Raw genomic sequence first — 17,316 nt, 5'->3', positions numbered from 1 at the left:
ATCTAAAAATAACCTTGTTGTTTACGTTTTTCCATTGCTGCCTCACTTCGTTTATCATCTATACGAGCTCCACGTTCTGAAATACGGCTTACTTTAATTTCGTTTACTATCTGTTGGATGGTAATTGCCTCAGAAGCTACAGCGGCAGTACATGTCATATCACCTACGGTTCTAAAACGCACTACACGATCTTCTACCTCTTCATTGTCATCTCTATACACACAATCTGAAGCACTCCATATCATTCCGTCACGCTCAAACGTTTTTCTTGTGTGTGAAAAGTAAATACTTGGAATTTCAATTTGTTCTTGTTGTATGTAGCTCCACACGTCAAGCTCTGTCCAGTTTGAGATAGGAAAAACGCGCACGTTTTGTCCCAATTCTATATTACCGTTGAGCAAGTCAAATAATTCTGGTCGCTGATTTTTTTCGTCCCACTGTCCAAAATCATCTCGTACTGAAAAGATACGTTCTTTTGCACGTGCTTTTTCCTCATCACGACGAGCGCCACCTATACATGCATCAAACTTAAACTCCTCAATAGCATCAAGTAGTGTAGTTGTTTGTAGACTATTTCTACTAGCATATTTACCAGTTTCTTCTGTCACTTTCCCCTGATCAATTGCATCTTGCACATTACGTACAATTAAATTGAGTCCAAGTTCCTTTACTAAATCATCTCTGAATTTGATGGTCTCTGGAAAGTTGTGACCAGTATCTACATGTAATAATGGAAATGGAATCGCGGCTGGATAAAATGCTTTTTGAGCAAGTCTCACTAAAGTGATGCTATCTTTTCCTCCCGAAAATAATAACACTGGATTTTCAAACTGAGCAACTACCTCTCTAAATATATAAATGGACTCACTCTCGAGTGCATTAGTCTTTAATATCTCTTTCATATGTCTCTCTGCTTAGAGATGTAAACCACATTCTCTATGTTCTAAAACTTTTGTTGGGTCAGAATAATTATGCTCATTGGGTAATTCATGATCTATTAAGTACTTATCTAACTCACTATCTGACCAATAGTAAAAAGGGCTTACTTTAAGAACGCCATCTTTACTTAAACTTAAAATATCTAGATTATCTCTATGTGCCGTTTGCCCTTGTCTTAAATTAGTAAACCACACATCTGGCTTATGTACTTCCATAGCTCGGCGGAAAGGTTCTAACTTTACCTGCTCTGTAAACTCTTTATGACTTTCATCTGTGACTGAAGGATTACCCATCACTACATCACGATGTGCACGTGTTTGTCGTGGCACGTATAAATCAACAGAAAGCGCTAGTTGATTAATAACCTCTTCTGCGTGCTTATAGGTTTCTGGAGTATTGTAACCTGTATCACACCATACTACATTAATCTTATCAAACTCCTGAGAAACCACATGTAAGATGGCTGCCTCATAAGGTCTGAAATTTGTTGTTATTACAGGTCTTCCAGCATGTTCTAATGCCCATTTTACAACGTCTGATGGGCTTTGTGATTTTAAAGCACTATTAAATTGTACTATTTGCTCTTCAGTAAACTTCATTATTTTCCCCATTTTATTAAATTCCAAACACGCTCATGAAAAAAATAGAGCGCCATTTTTGATACTAATTCTACTGCCCCTATACTCAACGCTAAGGCTAGCGTACCAGTTACAAACCACGAAATTGCGATTGTATCAAGAGTCCCTATTGCTCTCCAGCTTATGGACTTCACGATACTGCGCATAGGTTTTTCTGCCGAGGCAGAGGTTTTCTCTTTAGAAGTATTTTTTGATTGTTTTAAAACAAGTGAATCGATAATCATTTCAGAATTGTTTATTCCTATAGGATTACTAGGGTTAATCGGCAAATGTAAAATTATTAACTTAGGTTAACAAGAATAATTGTTGTTTTAAAGAAAAAAGCGAGTGAATAGAACTACGAACTAGCAGCCGCTACAAGGTCTGCAAGGGTGTTTTTCTCTAGAACGAGTAATGTATTGTCCCTTATTTGAATCATTAAACTATGAACAGAACATGCATCTTCATCTTTACAATCTGCACAACGTTCATAATAATTAAGAGATACACATGGTAGCATGGCTACGGGTCCTTCGAGAACTCTCATAACCTCAACCATTTTAATATCCTTAGGCTCACGTCGCAGTTGATAACCACCGCCTTTACCTTTTCGGCTAGATACGAAACCCGCTTTTTTAAGCGTGAGCATAATGCTTTCAAGAAATTTTTGAGATATATTCTCACTTTCGGCAATGGTGCCTATTTGGACCAAGGTATCTTCCCGTTGTTCACGGGCAATGTACGTTAGGGCTTTAATGCCGTATTTAGTTTTTCGCGAAAGCATATCTAAAACGAAAGTACTAAAAACTGCACTTAGAAATAGAGATATGAACAGTATATAAATGATAATATCACAATCATGTAAATTCCCATGACAACATTTCAATTAAAAAACAGCCTCTGCTATCTGTCTAATATTATCACTCTTCCCCATAGAGTAGTAATGAAGTACGGGCACACCTGCGGCCTTGAGCTCCTTACTTTGCTGGATACACCACTCTATCCCTACTTGCCGAATGGCTGCAGCATCTTTTGCGTTTACAACTTCCATGACTAAAGCATCTGGAACATCTACACTAAAACGCTGTGGAATTAAATTGAGTTGCTTCTTTGTCGCCAGTGGCTTTAATCCAGGAATAATAGGTTTTGTAATACCTGCGGCTCTGCACTTATCTACAAAGTCGAAGTATTTCTGATTATCAAAAAACATTTGAGTTACCACATAACAGGCTCCAGCTTCTAGCTTTTTCTTTAAAAAATGAATATCACTTTCTAGGCTGGGCGCTTCCAGGTGCTTTTCTGGATAACCCGCCACGCCTATGCAAAAATCTGTTTTTGCACTGTTCTGCAAATCTTCATCTAAGTAGGTACCGTTATTTAAATCAATGATTTGCTCCACGAGGTCTTGTGCATAGATATTCCCATTTTTATTGGGCTTGTAGTAAGTTTCACTCTTAACTGCATCACCACGTAAAGCCATCACATTCTCAATACCTAGAAAATCCATATCTATCAAAAAATTCTCAGTATCTTCTTTAGAAAATCCTCCGCAAAGCACGTGCGGCACTGCATCTACCTGATAGCGGTTTTGTATCGCAGCACAAATACCTACGGTACCCGGGCGTTTACGCACTACCTTTTTCTCTAGCAATCCATCTTCTCGCTCCTTATAAATGTATTCCTCACGATGATAGGTTACATCTATAAAGGGTGGCTTAAATTCCATAAGCGGATCTATATTATCAAAAATGGTGTTGATATTTTGCCCTTTGAGAGGTGGCAAGATTTCAAATGAAAAATCGGTTCTCTTCTCTTCTATTGCTTTTGCTATGTGATCTCTTACTTTTGTCATAATCTACTCTGCTATATTTGGGGTGAGCCATTTTTCCGCTTTCGCGAAAGCAATATTTTTGCGGCTCGCATAGTCCTTTATTTGATCTTCTTTTATTTTTCCTAGTCCGAAATACCTCGCCTCAGGGTGTCCAAAATAATAACCACTTACACTTGCCGCAGGCCACATTGCCAAACTTTCGGTAAGTGAAACACCAATTGATTCTTCCACACCAAGCAACTTCCAGATAGTCTCTTTCTCCAAATGATCTGGACAAGCCGGGTAACCTGGTGCTGGACGTATTCCTTGGTATTTTTCTTTAATTAAATCTGTATTAGCTAGCGCTTCTCTCGTGGCATAGCCCCAGTACTTTGTGCGTACTTCCTTGTGTAGATATTCGGCAAAGGCCTCGGCGAGTCTGTCTGCAAGTGCTTTAATCATGATGGCGCTATAGTCATCCAATGCATCTTCAAACTCTTTTGCCTTTTCGGCTGTTCCAAATCCTGTCGTGACACAAAAGGCTCCCATATAATCTTGTAATCCACTTTCAAGTGGTGCAATAAAATCTGACAGTGAAATATTTGGCTTTCCTGCTGCCTTTTTGGATTGCTGGCGTAGCGTTCGGAAAATGACTCCTCCAGCTTCGAAAGGAGACTTTTTATCATCTTGCTTAAAGCCCCCTTCGGGGGTTGGGGGAATTATGATATCATCTTGATGGTTTGCATTTGCTTTAAATAGTCCAAAAGTCGCCTTGGCAGTAAGCCATTTTTCGGCAATGATTTGCTGGAGCATTTGTTGTGCGTCTGCAAAAAGTTCGCTGGCTTGTGTTCCTACCACCTCATCTGTCAAAATCTCTGGATACTTACCGTGTAAATCCCAACTTCTAAAAAACGGACTCCAATCTATAAAAGGCACCAGTTTATTGAGATCTAAATGTTCCATTACTTGTACACCTAATTGTTTTGGAGCCACAATATCTTCGGCTCTAAAATCTATTTTTAATTTATTTGCTCTCGCCTGCTCAATCGTTATGTATTCTTTGATACGTTGTCTTGAGTTAAAATTTTCGCGAAAGCGTGCATACTCATCTTTTAATTGATCTTTAAAAAGGATACTTGAGTCTTTCTTTAATAAATCACCTACAATAGTCACTGCTCTACTGGCATCATTTACGTGTACAACAGCATTATTATAATGAGTGTCAATTTTTACAGCGGTGTGGGCTTTGCTCGTGGTTGCACCGCCTATTAAAACCGGTATCTTAATATCTAGACGTTGCAACTCCTTAGCTAGATATACCATCTCATCAAGGCTAGGCGTTATTAAACCACTTAAGCCTATGATATCTACATTTTCGGAAATCGCTGTCTGGATGATTTTTTCTGGTGAGACCATCACGCCAAGATCAATAATCTCATAATTATTGCAAGCAAGTACTACAGAAACAATATTCTTTCCTATGTCATGTACATCTCCTTTTACGGTTGCCATGAGTACTTTTCCAGCACTCTGACTTTGACCAGAGGTTCCATTCTTAAGTTTTTCTTCTTCTATAAATGGTAACAAATAGGCAACGGCTTTCTTCATTACTCTAGCAGATTTAACCACCTGTGGCAAAAACATCTTCCCACTTCCAAACAAATCTCCCACTACATTCATCCCCGTCATCAAGTGACCTTCTATCACTTTAATAGGAACATCGACAGATAAGCGGGCTTCTTCTACATCTTCTAGAATATAGGCATCTATTCCTTTTACAAGTGCTCTGGTGATACGACTTTGGATATCTTCTATTCTCCAGGCTTCTGCCTCCTTTTCTGTAATTTCTTTTTGGCCTACGGTTTCTGCAAATGTTAATAATCGTTCTGTGGCATCATCTCTTCTATTGAGAATTACATCTTCTACACGCACAAGTAAATCTTCTGGAATGTTATCATAAATCTCCAGCATAGCAGGGTTTACAATACCTATATTCATCCCGGCCTTTATCGCATGATATAAAAACACAGAATGCATAGCCTCGCGCACTGCGTTGTTACCTCTAAAACTAAAAGAAACATTACTCACCCCACCACTTACAGAACAATGTGGAAGATGCTCACGCACCCATCTCGTAGCCTCTATAAAATCAATGGCATTGCGTTTATGCTCATCCATTCCCGTCGCCACTGGAAAAATATTAAGATCAAAAATGATGTCTTCTGGTGGAAAATTGACTTCATTAACCAAAATCTCGTAACTACGTTTTGAAATCTCGATACGACGATTATAATTATCTGCCTGTCCCTCCTCATCAAAAGCCATGACGACTACGGCAGCGCCGTATCGTTTTATTTTTTTTGCTTGCTCTATAAATTGCGTCTCACCCTCTTTAAGACTTATAGAATTTACTACGCACTTCCCTTGTACGACTTGAAGACCAGCTTCTATAATTTCCCATTTTGAACTGTCTATCATTATAGGAACACGAGAGATGTCTGGCTCTGCAATGACGAGGTTTAAAAACTTAACCATCGCCTCCTTTCCATCAATAAGGCCGTCGTCCATATTGATATCTATAATCTGCGCACCATTTTCTACTTGATCTCTAGCTACAGATAGCGCCTCGTCAAATTTCTCTTCTTTTATAAGCCGTAAAAATTTCTTTGAACCCGCTACATTTGTACGTTCGCCCACATTTATAAAATTACTTTCTGGAGTAATTATTAGTGGCTCTAAGCCTGAAAGACGCATATATCTGGGAGTCACATTCATTATAGCTTACATTTTCTAGGTGTTACATTCTCTACAAGTTGAGCAATAGCTTTAATGTGAGCAGGTGTAGTGCCACAACAACCACCCACTATGTTCACGAGGTTTTTATCGATATATTTTTTAATCTGCGTCGCCATTTGTTCTGGTGTTTCATCATATTCACCAAAGGCATTAGGCAAGCCCGCATTAGGGTGAGCAGAAATCCCGTAGTTAGTAACATTTGCAATGGCTTCGAGGTGTGGTTGTAATTGAGAAGCTCCTAGTGCACAATTAAAGCCAACACTAAGTAGTGGAATATGAGAGATAGAAATCAAAAAAGCTACTGCTGTTTGCCCAGAAAGCGTGCGTCCCGAGGCATCGGTAATCGTACCGCTCACCATAATTGGTATGCCTGAGTTGCGTTCTTCCTTTACTTCCTCTATTGCAAAAAGACAAGCTTTTGCATTAAGGGTATCAAACACAGTTTCCACAAGTAACATATCCACACCTCCATCTAGCAAGGCTTCTACTTGTTGTTTATAAGCTACTCTGAGTTCTTCAAAGCTCACTGCACGAAATCCTGGATCATTTACATCTGGAGACATGCTTGCTGTTTTGTTTGTAGGCCCTATACTTCCTGCTACAAATCGTGGTTTGTGCGGTTCTTTTTCTGTAAAAGATTGAGCAACTTCCTTAGCAATTTTCGCGGAAGCATAATTTAAATCATAGACATACGCCTCCATCTCATAATCTGCCATTGCGATGGTGGTACTTGAGAAGGTGTTAGTCTCCACAATATCTGCTCCGGCTTCAAAATACTTGCGATGCACCTCTGCAATCGCAGCAGGCTGTGTGAGTGAGAGCATGTCGTTATTCCCTTTTACAGAGAGCTGAAAATCCTTAAAGCGCTCTCCTCTAAAGTCTTCTTCAGAGAAGTTATATGCTTGCAGCATGGTTCCCATAGCCCCATCAAGAACCAAGATTCTTTCTTGTAATGCGCGTGTTAGTTGGCTTTTCATAATTGATTAAGAGCTTGAAAAATGTCACTTTTAATATCTTCAATATGTTCTAGACCCACAGAAATACGGATTAATCCATCAGTGATTCCTACGACTTCACGCTCATCTTTTGACAATTTTCCATGAGTAGTACTTGCGGGATGACTTACTATCGTTCTAGTATCTCCCAGATTTGCAGTGAGGGAACACATTGTGATAGCATCTAGAAAGTCACGTCCATTTTCTAAACCTCCGTGTATCTCAATGGTAACAATATTCCCACCAGCTTTCATTTGCTTTTGAGCAAGTTCATGCTGTGGATGCGATGGTAAAAATGGGTAGCGCACCTGCTTCACTTTAGCGTGAGATTCTAGCGATATAGCAAGTTCGTGCGCGTTTTTACAATGACGCTCCACGCGTACCGCTAGTGTCTCCAGACTTTTTGAAATTGTCCAAGCATTAAATGGAGATAATGCAGGTCCCGTCACTCTTGCAAATCGATATATCGCATCTATTAATTGCGCACTTCCCACGGTGATTCCTCCCATGGTGCGCCCCTGCCCATCCAGTAATTTTGTAGCAGAATGTATTACAAGGTCTGCTCCATAGTGTATAGGCTGCTGTAGATACGGTGTTGCAAAACAATTATCTACTATAAATATGAGATTATGCTTTTGCGCAAGTGCTCCCAGACGTTCTAAGTCTGCAATTTCTGTAGCCGGATTTGTAGGAGACTCTACATATATGATTTTTGTGTTAGGCTGTATTTTTAAGGAGATTTCGTCTAGCTCAGTAATATCAAAGTAGGTATGAGTGATTCCCCATTTAGGTAGGTGTTTTGTAAATAATGTGTGCGTATTCCCAAAAATCGCTCTCGCCGAAAGCACATGATCACCACTATCAAGTAAGGCAGCAAACGTGCTAAAAATAGCACTCATCCCAGTGGCAAAAGTCACGCCTTGCTCTGCGCCTTCTAGCAAACAGATTTTTTTCACCAGCTCTGCACAGTTCGGGTTTGTGTAACGGCTGTAGATGTTACGCTTTTTTTCCTCGGCAAAAGAGGCTCTCATCTCTTCGGCGCTATCAAATACAAAACTCGAAGTGAGATATACCGGCGCGGCATGCTCTTGATGCACAGAGCGCTCAAGCTGCGTGCGTATGGCAAGTGTTTCTGGGTGATGCTTGCTCATTAATTAAGGCTTTGCGTTATCTTAATTATATCGCTTAAAACACCTCTTGCCGTAACCGCTTTACCAGCTCCCGCCCCTTGAATCACAAGCGGCTGATCTCCATATGAAGCGGTATAAATCTCAAAAACAGCATCTGCCCCTTGCGTTTGACCTAGTGCTGTAAACTTAGATTCTTGTACTAGTTTTACCTCGAGTTCTTGCGTTTTGACATTGAGTTCACCCACGTGACGTAGCACTTCGTGTTTTGAAAGTTTACTTTTACTCTCTGTAAAAATGGTGTCAAGTGTTTTTACGCTTTCGCGAAACTGTGATAAAGTAGTTTTTCCATTAAGTTCCTTAGGCACTAAAGATTGAATTTTTACATCTCCAAACTCCTTTGCAAGGCCTATCTCTCTACTTAAAATTAATAGCTTGCGAGCAACATCTTTCCCTGAAAGGTCTTCTCTTGCGTCTGGCTCGGTAAGTCCAAGCGCGTCTGCTTCTAATAATATGTCTGAAAAATCTTTATCTTCCTTAGAAAAATTATTGAACAAGTAACTCAATGATCCAGAAAAGACTCCTCTTATCTTATGAATCTCTTCTCCACTTTCATAGAGATTTTTAATGGTTTCTATAATAGGTAATCCAGCTCCTACGTTTGTTTCGTAACCAAATTTCTTCTTATTAAGTGTAAGAGATGCTCTCAACTTTTTATAGAAATCGTATGACAGTGTGTTTGCAACTTTGTTTGCCGTCACGATATGAAAACCATGCTCTACGAGGTCTATGTAGTTATTTGCAAAGGTTGCGCTAGCCGTCACATCTACTGCTACAAATTCTTGTTCCTGTTCATGATTGTTTTGCTCCTTTAACTTTTTCGCGAAAGCGTAAATATCGTCTAGCGTATAAGGCTGCGCTGCAGTCTCAAAATTAGAACTCCAACCAGAAGCGACGTTATCTTTAAATAGCGCCAACTTAGAATTTGCAATACAAAAAATGTTGAGCTTTCTATTTGTTGTTTTTTTATTAAAATCTGTGATCTGCGTGATGAGCGTGCTCCCCACATTACCGATCCCAAAGATGACTATATTTATTTGTGACATAACTGTTTTTGAAAAATAGGTTGTACGATAGCAGCGAGCTGCTCGTATTCAATTAAAAAGGCATCGTGACCGTGGATGGAATTTATTTCATGATAGCTAGATGTAATTCTCGTTTCTTGTAGCGCAAGGTGAGTGTCATATATCTCATCTGCTAGAAAAAGTCCATCGGTATTTATTGCGACAAGGTGCACTTTTGCTGTAAGTGGGCTCACTGCTTCATTAAAGCTTTGTTTACCCTTTGTGATATCTGCCGTAAGCAATAATTGATTCATTAATTTATAGGAGGCAATAGAAAATCGTTCTGATAATCGCTTGCCGTGATGATCTAGCCAACTTTGAATATTATATAGTGAATCTACTTTTTTGGTGCGATTAAATTTTTCTTTAAAAGAGGCAGGCGTGCGGTAAAAAGTCATCGCATGAATGCGTGCATCATAGATAGGTTTCTGAGAATGATTCAATAAACTATCTTGAATGTGGCATTGCGCAATCACCCAGTCTGTTGCTTTCCAGTCTGTCGCTATTGGGATAAGATGCTCTGCGAGATTAGGTCTTTGTGTTGCAAGTTCCCAAGCAATCTGACCACCAAGCGAACCTCCTATAATGGCAAAGAGTTTTTTAATATCTAAATGCTCAAGTAAGGCAATTTGAACCTTTGCAATATCACTATTAGTAAATGCTCTATAATTAAGCACTAGATGATTTTGATTATTATCATAACCATTCCCAGGAATATCCATTGCAAGTATGGTATAGCAACTTGTGTCAATCGCTTTATCTACACCAATCAAGTCACTCCACCAACCGTTTTCTCCAGTTATAGAAGAGTTTCCCGTAAGCGCATGATTTACTAGCACGACAGGCGCTGTACCTAATGGCTCACCAAATAATTGATACGTGACATGTAAATGACACGTATATCCCGAGTGTGTTTTAAAATCCTGTAAATCAATGTGTAAAAGCATAGCCTATCTATAAGTTAAAAAAGGGAGTCCCTATGAACAGGGGACTCCCGCACTAATTAATTAACTAAGATTAATTACACTAAGACGTTTTTATCTACTCGCGCAAATGCTGCTACGAGATCTTCTTTTAAATCTGCTATATCCTCAAGACCTACAGAAAGACGTATTAAATCTTTAGTCACGCCTGTGCTTACCTGATCATCATCACTAAGCTGTTGATGCGTGGTACTTGCAGGGTGAATTATGAGCGATTTACTATCTCCTATATTTGCTAGCAGTGAGAAAAGTTTAGTTTCATTTGAAATTGTTTTTGCACTCTCAAAACCTCCTTTTACACCAAAGGTCACAATCCCACTCTGTCCTTTAGGCAAGTATTGTTTTGCAAGGTCGTTGTACTTACTAGAAGCAAGACCTGGATAGTTTACCCATGCCACCTCATCACGAGTTTGTAACCACTCTGCAAGTTCTAGCGCATTTTTTGAATGTTTCTGCAACCTAAGTTCTAGTGTTTCTAAACCTTGTAAGATTTGGAATGCATTAAATGGACTCAAAGCGGCACCATGATCACGCAATCCTTCTATACGCACCTTAGCAATAAACGATGCTTCCTTAATCACATCCCAGTAAACTAGGCCATGATATCCGGCGGAAGGCTCTGTAAATTCTGGAAATTTACCGTTACTCCAGTCAAATTTTCCAGCATCTATAATAACTCCGCCTAGTGCGGTACCATTACCATTTATGTATTTTGTAAGAGAGTGAATCACGATATCTGCACCGTGCTCGAATGGGTTGAGTAGCGCTGGTGTTGCTACGGTGTTATCTACAATGAAAGGGACTTTGTGCGCTTTCGCGAAAGCGGAAATACCTTTTAAATCTAATACATCAAGCTTAGGATTACCTAATGACTCTACAAAGAAAGCTCTCGTATTTTCCTGGGCTGCTTTCTCAAAATTTTTAGGATCTGAAGGATCTACAAAAGTGGTTGTAATCCCAAAGCGAGGTAATGTCACACTGAGAAGATTCCATGTGCCTCCGTAAAGACTACTAGAAGCTACAATGTGATCTCCCTGCTTTAGTAAAGTAAGCAATGTGGTATTAATGGCCGCAGTTCCTGAGGCGGTCACAACAGCTGCTAGTCCGCCCTCTATGTCTGTAAGGCGCTTTTCCAGCACATCATTTGTTGGATTATTGAGACGTGTGTAAATAAAACCTGGCTCAGACAGGTTAAATAGGTTTGCTGCATGGTCTGCATCTTTAAAAACATAAGCCGTGCTCTGGTAGATAGGCACCGCTCGAGTTCCTCCATTTGCTGCATAATCGTGTCCTGCGTGCAACGCTTTGGTTGCTAATTTTTGTGTACTCATTTTTCTCTTTTTTGTCCCAGTACTACTAGGATTAATTTTAGCCATTCACTTCGTGTGAACGGATTAAAAACAAAAGCCAAATATTTCCAATACGAACCCTTATCTCAAGGTCGAGGAAATGTTTAAAGAAAAATATTATAAGAAAAAACATAAGCGCATACCCGTGAGGTACTTGCTCGATGTTATCTATCCTCAAGTTTCGGTAATGAGCGATTCTGGGGTAGAATGTAGCACCTTCTTTCTAAGTGAAAGGGTTGCTAAGGCTTCATAGGGTCATTCCCTCAGCCTTTCTTGATAACATTTATTCTGTTCATTATTGCGCTTTCGCGAAAATCTGAACTGTCATTGAACTTTGTGAGCACAAATATTGTAAAAACAAATCTACAAAAACAAACTTTTTAGAATATTTTTCTAAAAAGTTTTATTAAAACAACTATTTCAGTAAAATATTCAGCTTTAATAAATAATACAGTATAATATTCTAATTAAGATAATGAGACGTTGAAATTTACTCTTTAAATTTTCACAAAACAATAACATAACCCTACTAAATTGGTAGGATAATGGATTGTTTATATTATTAAAGTTTCTTTACCTTTGTGCCATAATTACGAGGACAGATTTGACTGCTTGCAACCTCAATAAAAAATGGCTAAAATCAAACATAAGACTTTAACGTTTCTTATGTTATGTTTCTACCCAGCATACGTCAAATCTACTTCTTGACAAAAAATTAAAAAATGGCTTATTTATTTACCTCAGAATCTGTTTCTGAAGGACACCCAGATAAGGTTGCAGATCAGATTTCTGATGCACTTATTGATAATTTTCTCGCTTTTGATCCGCAATCTAAAGTTGCTTGTGAAACCCTAGTTACCACTGGACAAGTAGTACTCGCTGGTGAAGTGAGATCTAGTGCTTACTTAGATGTTCAAAAAATCGCTCGTGAGACCATTAATAAAATAGGTTATACGAAAGGTGAATACATGTTTGACGGAAACTCTTGTGGTGTATTATCTGCCATACACGAGCAGTCCGACGATATTAATCGTGGTGTAGATCGCGATACTAAGGAAGAGCAAGGAGCAGGAGATCAAGGAATGATGTTTGGCTACGCTACTAAGGAGACAGAAAACTTTATGCCACTGGCACTTGAGCTTTCTCATAAGTTGCTTATTGAACTAGGTAACCTACGTCGTGAAGATGACGAGATTACTTATTTACGCCCAGACGCAAAAGCGCAGGTGACTATAGAATATAGTGATGAAAACGTTCCTCAACGTATTGACGCTATTGTAGTTTCTACACAGCATGATGATTTTGATGAAGACGAAGCAATGCTAGGTCGCATACGTGGAGATATTCAAGATATTTTAATACCTCGCGTAGTAGGTTTATTACCAGAAAATATTGCAAATCTTTTTAATGATGATATTAAGTATCACATTAACCCAACTGGGAAGTTTGTAATAGGTGGACCTCACGGAGATACTGGTCTTACAGGTCGTAAGATTATTGTAGATACTTATGGTGGTAAAGGAGCTCACGGAGGTGGTGCTTTTTCTGGAAAAGATCCATCAAAAGTAGATCGCTCTGCTGCTTATGCTACACGTCACATTGCAAAAAATCTTGTTGCTGCAGGCGTTGCAGATGAGATTCTTGTGCAGGTTTCTTATGCTATTGGTGTTGTAGAGCCTATGGGAATTTTTGTAGACACGTACGGTACTTCTAAAGTAGGCTTATCTGATGGTGAGATTGCAAAGAAAGTTACTGCACTATTTGACATGAGACCAGCTGCTATTGAAAGTAGATTAAAGCTACGTTCTCCTATGTACAGCGAGACTGCTGCTTACGGACACATGGGACGCACAAACGAAGTAGTTACAAAAACCTTCAAGAGCTTTGACGGTAAAGAAAAGAATATCGAAGTAGAATTATTTACTTGGGAAAAACTTGATTATGTAGAGAAAGTAAAAGAAGCTTTCAATATATAATTCACTTATATACGTATTAAAAAGGGAGCCTAATGGCTCCCTTTTTTTGGTTTATACATTATCATAGCGATAGCTTTATGATTACTCGCATGCGCTCACTGTTATGTGATTTCTCGGCCTTCTCAATGTTATGTAATTCTCGACAGGCTTGAAATGACAGAAGTTTAATTACTCGAATACGATTTTATCTACTTCAATCTCAAAATCTGTAGCAGCTTTTGTATTTGAGATCAGTCCGAGGCGAATGATTGATGCTAGGTCATCTTTGTCTGGATGACCTTCCAAAGGTTCACCAAGTCTATATGTTCCAAAATCTGAAAGATTATAAGTGACAGTTTTCCACTCACCTTCTGTTATCGGCAAATTGATTCTATAATTCGGTCTCCAGAATCTTTTGTACTTATTGAGCGTAAGTGCAAAGTCTTGCCCTGTAGATTTATATCGCACAGTTACTTTGGTATATGGCGATAAGTCATAAGATTGATACGGAGTTCTCAAGGATGCAAAACCTCCATTATTCTCAAGACTTACGCTTCCGCGAAAGATGATACTTTCTGCAGATTGCTCCACCTCGCCTGTAGATAATCCTCCCATAACACCGTCCAGAACGACGAACCAGTCATCACAATTATCACAAGAGGTTCCAAAATTAAAAGAGAGTGTTGTCGTGTTCATAGTAGTTGTGATCAGTAAGGCTAAGAGATATTTCATAGCTTTTTTCTTTAAAGTTACGCTTTCGCGAAAGCTTAATCCTTCAATTTAAAAGACTTTTAACGAGCTAGATAGCCACAAGCCTTAGCATACTCGTTATAAATTATACTTCACCGTAAACATTGCGATTCTAGGTTGCACAAAATACTCTGTATTTGAGATTGTAAAATCATTTACATTGTTACTTGAAATGGTGTCCACATTCAAGAGATTTGTAGCCTGTATACGGAACTCCCACTGACTATCTGGCTTCTGGTAATATATGTTTGCTTCTAGAAAAGAGTACATGTTATCTATCTCTGTACTATCATCATTATCATCATAATTATACAAACTCCAGTCTGCACCTATTGTAAAACCTTTACCAAAATTCCACTCTGCGTTTGCAAAAGGTCTATTTGTAAAGAATGTTCTATCTGTCACACCATTATCAGAGTTTGTGCTTGTAAAGTTGTAGCCAATTTCAAAATTAGGAGCTTCTTTAAAGTTAGTCTCTGCACTAGTTCTATAATTCTGCGTTAGGTTCTTTGTGTTTCTATCTTCACCATTGATAATATTATTAAGATCACTGTAGCTTCCATTTGCACTCAAGTTAAGTTTCCATTTCTTAAAACGTTTTGAAAAACGTGCGTTAGCACTCAGTGTTTGGTCTGCAAAGTTGGTATTATTTATAGGACTAGCAACTTGGTTGATCCCTACAAATGATCCAGAAGTTTTTATAGGATCCACCCTACGAGAATAATTTATTCCTCCAAAGAGACTCGTAAAGTTGAACATACTAAAGCTAAAGTAATTGATACTTGCATTATGATAAATAGCATTTTCTATCTCTCTGTTACCACGATACAAACTGTTGTAGTTATTAAACAATAAGCCTTCGGCGAAATTATTTACGTCTGTATACTGCGCTGTCATCTGGTAGTTTACTCGTAAACTTTTCCCTTGAGAGAAATCTAATACCGTAAATAAGTCTGGCAGTAATCTCACATCACTATCTTCTGTTGTTGTGCCTAGTTGCTCACTCTTTGTAGTATAATTATGTAATGTCAATCCTGGAGTAATTGTAAAAATTCCCGTTTTAAGTTTATAGTGAAGTCCTACAAACACATCACTAAAGTTAAATGCAACATCATTACCTATAATAGTACCATCCAGAGTCTCGGTAAGATCATCTACCGTTCCTGTTTCTAAAATTTGAAATAGATTAGAATTAAAGTCTTGGCGACTTAAGGTTGTTCCTGCAGTAATATTAATGTTACTCTTTTTATTAAGAATGTAGTAGTAATCTAATTTTGCATCTAGTTTATTGGTTTTGATATTTTTGTTTTGATTGATATCAAAAAGACCATTTGCACCAGGCATAAAATCAATAGAGCTTATTTCATTTGTCATATCTGCTGGGTCAGGAGCTGTAAATGGCTCTTGAGAAAGCGTAGCGTTATAAAACGGATCTTCATCTTGATACAAATGCTGGATAGTCCCTGAGAATATGTTGTTCTCATCAAGTGTGTAATATAGATTTACATTTTGATTGATAGAAAATGGCTCATTCTCCTTGTCCTGATCTACCACATCCTCTTGTACAGCACCATCGCGTGTTACGATACTAGTACCGTCTGAAAATTCTGTTTGCTTAGACTTTTTTACGAGCACATCATAATCAAACTGCAAGTTTGCATTAGGCTTATATACAGAACTTAGTTTTGCCATACCTAACTGATTACGTTGATCTGTACTCTCGTTAAATCCTTGTGTAAATCCCTGATTAATAAATGTATTTAGTGAGTTATTTACAAAGTTTGTCTTGTTATCTGAAAGTAACGCAAGACCGCTTATATCCCATTTTGGATTTATTGTATAAGTGAAGTTGGCCGCTGCAAAACCCGTTTCAATTTCGTTTGCTCGATTGTTCTGTGTTGTAAGGAATCCTAATCCGCTATCACTTACATTAAAAGAAGTACCTCCTCGCTGGTTAAAATTTCTAAAACCTCCGGTAAAATTAAAGTAGTCTCTAAACGTAAATGGAACCTCTCCTGTATTATTAAAATCTGTTATAATATTAATACTTCCCTTAGGGCTGTAATAAAATAGTTTTGCTTTCCCTAAATATCTAAGCTTCTCTCCATCACCAGCACCTGCTGTAAGATCTCCAAACCAGAAATTTGTTTTTCCTTCCTTAAGCTTAATATTAATCGCCACATTATCTTGATCATTACCTAGACCTCGCATTTGAGATACCTCATTATAGTTTTTAAGAACCTCAACCTTCTTAAGTGCATCTGCAGGGATGTTTTTGGTGGCAAGTTTAGAGTCACCATCAAAAAAATCTTTTCCTTCTATCATCACTTTAGAAACCACCTTCCCTTCTACCTCTATCTGGCCGTCATCATTTACTTCAATCCCTGGAAGTTTTTTAAGTACATCGCCTAGTTTACGCTCTGTTCCATTTGTAAAACTATCCGTATTATAGACAATGGTATCACCTTTAATGGTAACTGGCATTTCATAGACCAACTCCACATTATCCAGTTGATTAGGATCTTCCTTCAGTGTAAAATCTTTAGTAATATCTTGAGCATCCTGAGCAACGATTATTTCTTCATTTACAGATTGCAACCCTAAGTAACTTACTTTAATATCATAGGTAATTCCCGTGGTAAGATCAAGGCGGTAGCGTCCTGATGCATCGGTAATACCATAAGATTCTAATGTACCTTCGGCTTTATTTGTAGCGATGATATTTGCTAATTCAAGTGGCGACCCTATTGAATCTTTTACAACGCCTCTAAGCGTTATAGACTGGGCAAAGAGCGTCAAGGGTAATGCGAGAAGCATTACCAAAATTATTTTTTTTAGTATCATTTGGATTGGTTGGATTAGTCACACCTG

General features: G+C 38.5%; 14 protein-coding genes and 1 riboswitch. Of the genes, 1 reads left to right on the top strand and 13 read right to left on the bottom strand.

What is annotated here, in order from left to right; translation table 11 throughout:
* Positions 1–2: 2 nt before the first annotated feature.
* The 11 genes from cysD to JM84_RS04505 form a co-directional block, all read right to left on the bottom strand.
* Positions 3–902 carry a sulfate adenylyltransferase subunit CysD gene (cysD, locus tag JM84_RS04555; protein WP_013750236.1) on the bottom strand — a complete coding sequence of 300 codons (900 nt, stop codon included), beginning with the start codon at positions 900–902 and terminating at the stop codon, positions 3–5.
* A 12-nt stretch (positions 903–914) separates the two neighbouring features.
* Positions 915–1,538: a phosphoadenosine phosphosulfate reductase family protein gene (locus JM84_RS04550; RefSeq protein ID WP_144782968.1), complete on the bottom strand. Its 624-nt coding sequence runs from the start codon at positions 1,536–1,538 to the stop codon at positions 915–917.
* Positions 1,538–1,801 carry a DUF2061 domain-containing protein gene (locus JM84_RS04545; RefSeq protein ID WP_041295612.1) on the bottom strand — a complete coding sequence of 88 codons (264 nt, stop codon included), beginning with the start codon at positions 1,799–1,801 and terminating at the stop codon, positions 1,538–1,540. The genes JM84_RS04550 and JM84_RS04545 overlap by 1 nt, the downstream gene beginning before the upstream one ends.
* A 113-nt stretch (positions 1,802–1,914) precedes the next feature.
* Entirely contained in the window at positions 1,915–2,340 is a 426-nt protein-coding gene (locus tag JM84_RS04540) for an RrF2 family transcriptional regulator (RefSeq protein WP_144782966.1), read from the bottom strand.
* A gap of 102 nt (positions 2,341–2,442) precedes the next feature.
* A complete protein-coding gene (metF, locus tag JM84_RS04535; protein WP_144782964.1) occupies positions 2,443–3,408 on the bottom strand; it encodes a methylenetetrahydrofolate reductase [NAD(P)H] in 966 nt (321 codons plus the stop codon).
* Between the two features lie 3 nt (positions 3,409–3,411).
* Positions 3,412–6,141 (bottom strand): methionine synthase, encoded by a 2,730-nt coding sequence (metH, locus tag JM84_RS04530; RefSeq protein WP_144782962.1) that lies wholly within the window; start codon positions 6,139–6,141, stop codon positions 3,412–3,414.
* A complete protein-coding gene (locus JM84_RS04525; RefSeq protein ID WP_144782960.1) occupies positions 6,141–7,139 on the bottom strand; it encodes a homocysteine S-methyltransferase family protein in 999 nt (332 codons plus the stop codon). The genes metH and JM84_RS04525 overlap by 1 nt, the downstream gene beginning before the upstream one ends.
* A complete protein-coding gene (locus tag JM84_RS04520) occupies positions 7,136–8,308 on the bottom strand; it encodes a trans-sulfuration enzyme family protein (RefSeq protein ID WP_144782958.1) in 1,173 nt (390 codons plus the stop codon). Before JM84_RS04520 ends, JM84_RS04525 begins: the two co-directional genes overlap by 4 nt.
* On the bottom strand, positions 8,308–9,390 hold the full coding sequence (locus JM84_RS04515; RefSeq protein WP_144782956.1) for an aspartate kinase: 1,083 nt from the start codon (positions 9,388–9,390) through the stop codon (positions 8,308–8,310). Before JM84_RS04515 ends, JM84_RS04520 begins: the two co-directional genes overlap by 1 nt.
* Positions 9,378–10,355, bottom strand: coding sequence for an alpha/beta fold hydrolase (locus tag JM84_RS04510; RefSeq protein WP_144782954.1), 978 nt, complete (start codon positions 10,353–10,355; stop codon positions 9,378–9,380). The genes JM84_RS04515 and JM84_RS04510 overlap by 13 nt, the downstream gene beginning before the upstream one ends.
* A gap of 74 nt (positions 10,356–10,429) precedes the next feature.
* Positions 10,430–11,722 (bottom strand): O-acetylhomoserine aminocarboxypropyltransferase/cysteine synthase family protein, encoded by a 1,293-nt coding sequence (locus JM84_RS04505; RefSeq protein WP_144782952.1) that lies wholly within the window; start codon positions 11,720–11,722, stop codon positions 10,430–10,432.
* 179 nt (positions 11,723–11,901) lie between these two features.
* Positions 11,902–12,023, bottom strand: a riboswitch (SAM riboswitch).
* A gap of 439 nt (positions 12,024–12,462) precedes the next feature.
* Here JM84_RS04505 and metK point away from each other — a divergent pair.
* A complete protein-coding gene (metK, locus tag JM84_RS04500; protein ID WP_144782951.1) occupies positions 12,463–13,716 on the top strand; it encodes a methionine adenosyltransferase in 1,254 nt (417 codons plus the stop codon).
* Between the two features lie 168 nt (positions 13,717–13,884).
* Here the strand turns inward: metK and JM84_RS04495 are convergent, their stop codons facing one another.
* Complete coding sequence (locus JM84_RS04495; RefSeq protein ID WP_013750248.1) at positions 13,885–14,427, bottom strand: CIA30 family protein; 543 nt, start codon at positions 14,425–14,427, stop codon at positions 13,885–13,887.
* A gap of 96 nt (positions 14,428–14,523) precedes the next feature.
* Positions 14,524–17,262, bottom strand: a complete 2,739-nt coding sequence (locus JM84_RS04490; protein ID WP_144782949.1) for a TonB-dependent receptor — start codon at positions 17,260–17,262, stop codon at positions 14,524–14,526.
* Positions 17,263–17,316: the final 54 nt, after the last annotated feature.

This window comes from Dokdonia sp. Hel_I_63, assembly GCF_007827285.1.
GTDB lineage: Bacteria > Bacteroidota > Bacteroidia > Flavobacteriales > Flavobacteriaceae > Dokdonia.
Note: the sequence above shows the minus strand (reverse complement) of the source record. Positions and strands in the feature narration are given on the sequence as shown.

Coding starts and splice junctions, on each gene's coding strand:
- JM84_RS04490 (WP_144782949.1), bottom strand. CDS start 17,262: ATGCTTCTCGCATTACCCTTGACGCTCTTTGCCCAGTCTATAACGCTT.
- JM84_RS04495 (WP_013750248.1), bottom strand. CDS start 14,427: ATGAAATATCTCTTAGCCTTACTGATCACAACTACTATGAACACGACA.
- JM84_RS04515 (WP_144782956.1), bottom strand. CDS start 9,390: ATGTCACAAATAAATATAGTCATCTTTGGGATCGGTAATGTGGGGAGC.
- metK (WP_144782951.1), top strand. CDS start 12,463: ATGGCTTATTTATTTACCTCAGAATCTGTTTCTGAAGGACACCCAGAT.
- metF (WP_144782964.1), bottom strand. CDS start 3,408: ATGACAAAAGTAAGAGATCACATAGCAAAAGCAATAGAAGAGAAGAGA.
- JM84_RS04510 (WP_144782954.1), bottom strand. CDS start 10,355: ATGCTTTTACACATTGATTTACAGGATTTTAAAACACACTCGGGATAT.
- JM84_RS04550 (WP_144782968.1), bottom strand. CDS start 1,538: ATGAAGTTTACTGAAGAGCAAATAGTACAATTTAATAGTGCTTTAAAA.
- metH (WP_144782962.1), bottom strand. CDS start 6,141: ATGAATGTGACTCCCAGATATATGCGTCTTTCAGGCTTAGAGCCACTA.
- cysD (WP_013750236.1), bottom strand. CDS start 902: ATGAAAGAGATATTAAAGACTAATGCACTCGAGAGTGAGTCCATTTAT.
- JM84_RS04505 (WP_144782952.1), bottom strand. CDS start 11,722: ATGAGTACACAAAAATTAGCAACCAAAGCGTTGCACGCAGGACACGAT.
- JM84_RS04545 (WP_041295612.1), bottom strand. CDS start 1,801: ATGATTATCGATTCACTTGTTTTAAAACAATCAAAAAATACTTCTAAA.
- JM84_RS04540 (WP_144782966.1), bottom strand. CDS start 2,340: ATGCTTTCGCGAAAAACTAAATACGGCATTAAAGCCCTAACGTACATT.
- JM84_RS04520 (WP_144782958.1), bottom strand. CDS start 8,308: ATGAGCAAGCATCACCCAGAAACACTTGCCATACGCACGCAGCTTGAG.
- JM84_RS04525 (WP_144782960.1), bottom strand. CDS start 7,139: ATGAAAAGCCAACTAACACGCGCATTACAAGAAAGAATCTTGGTTCTT.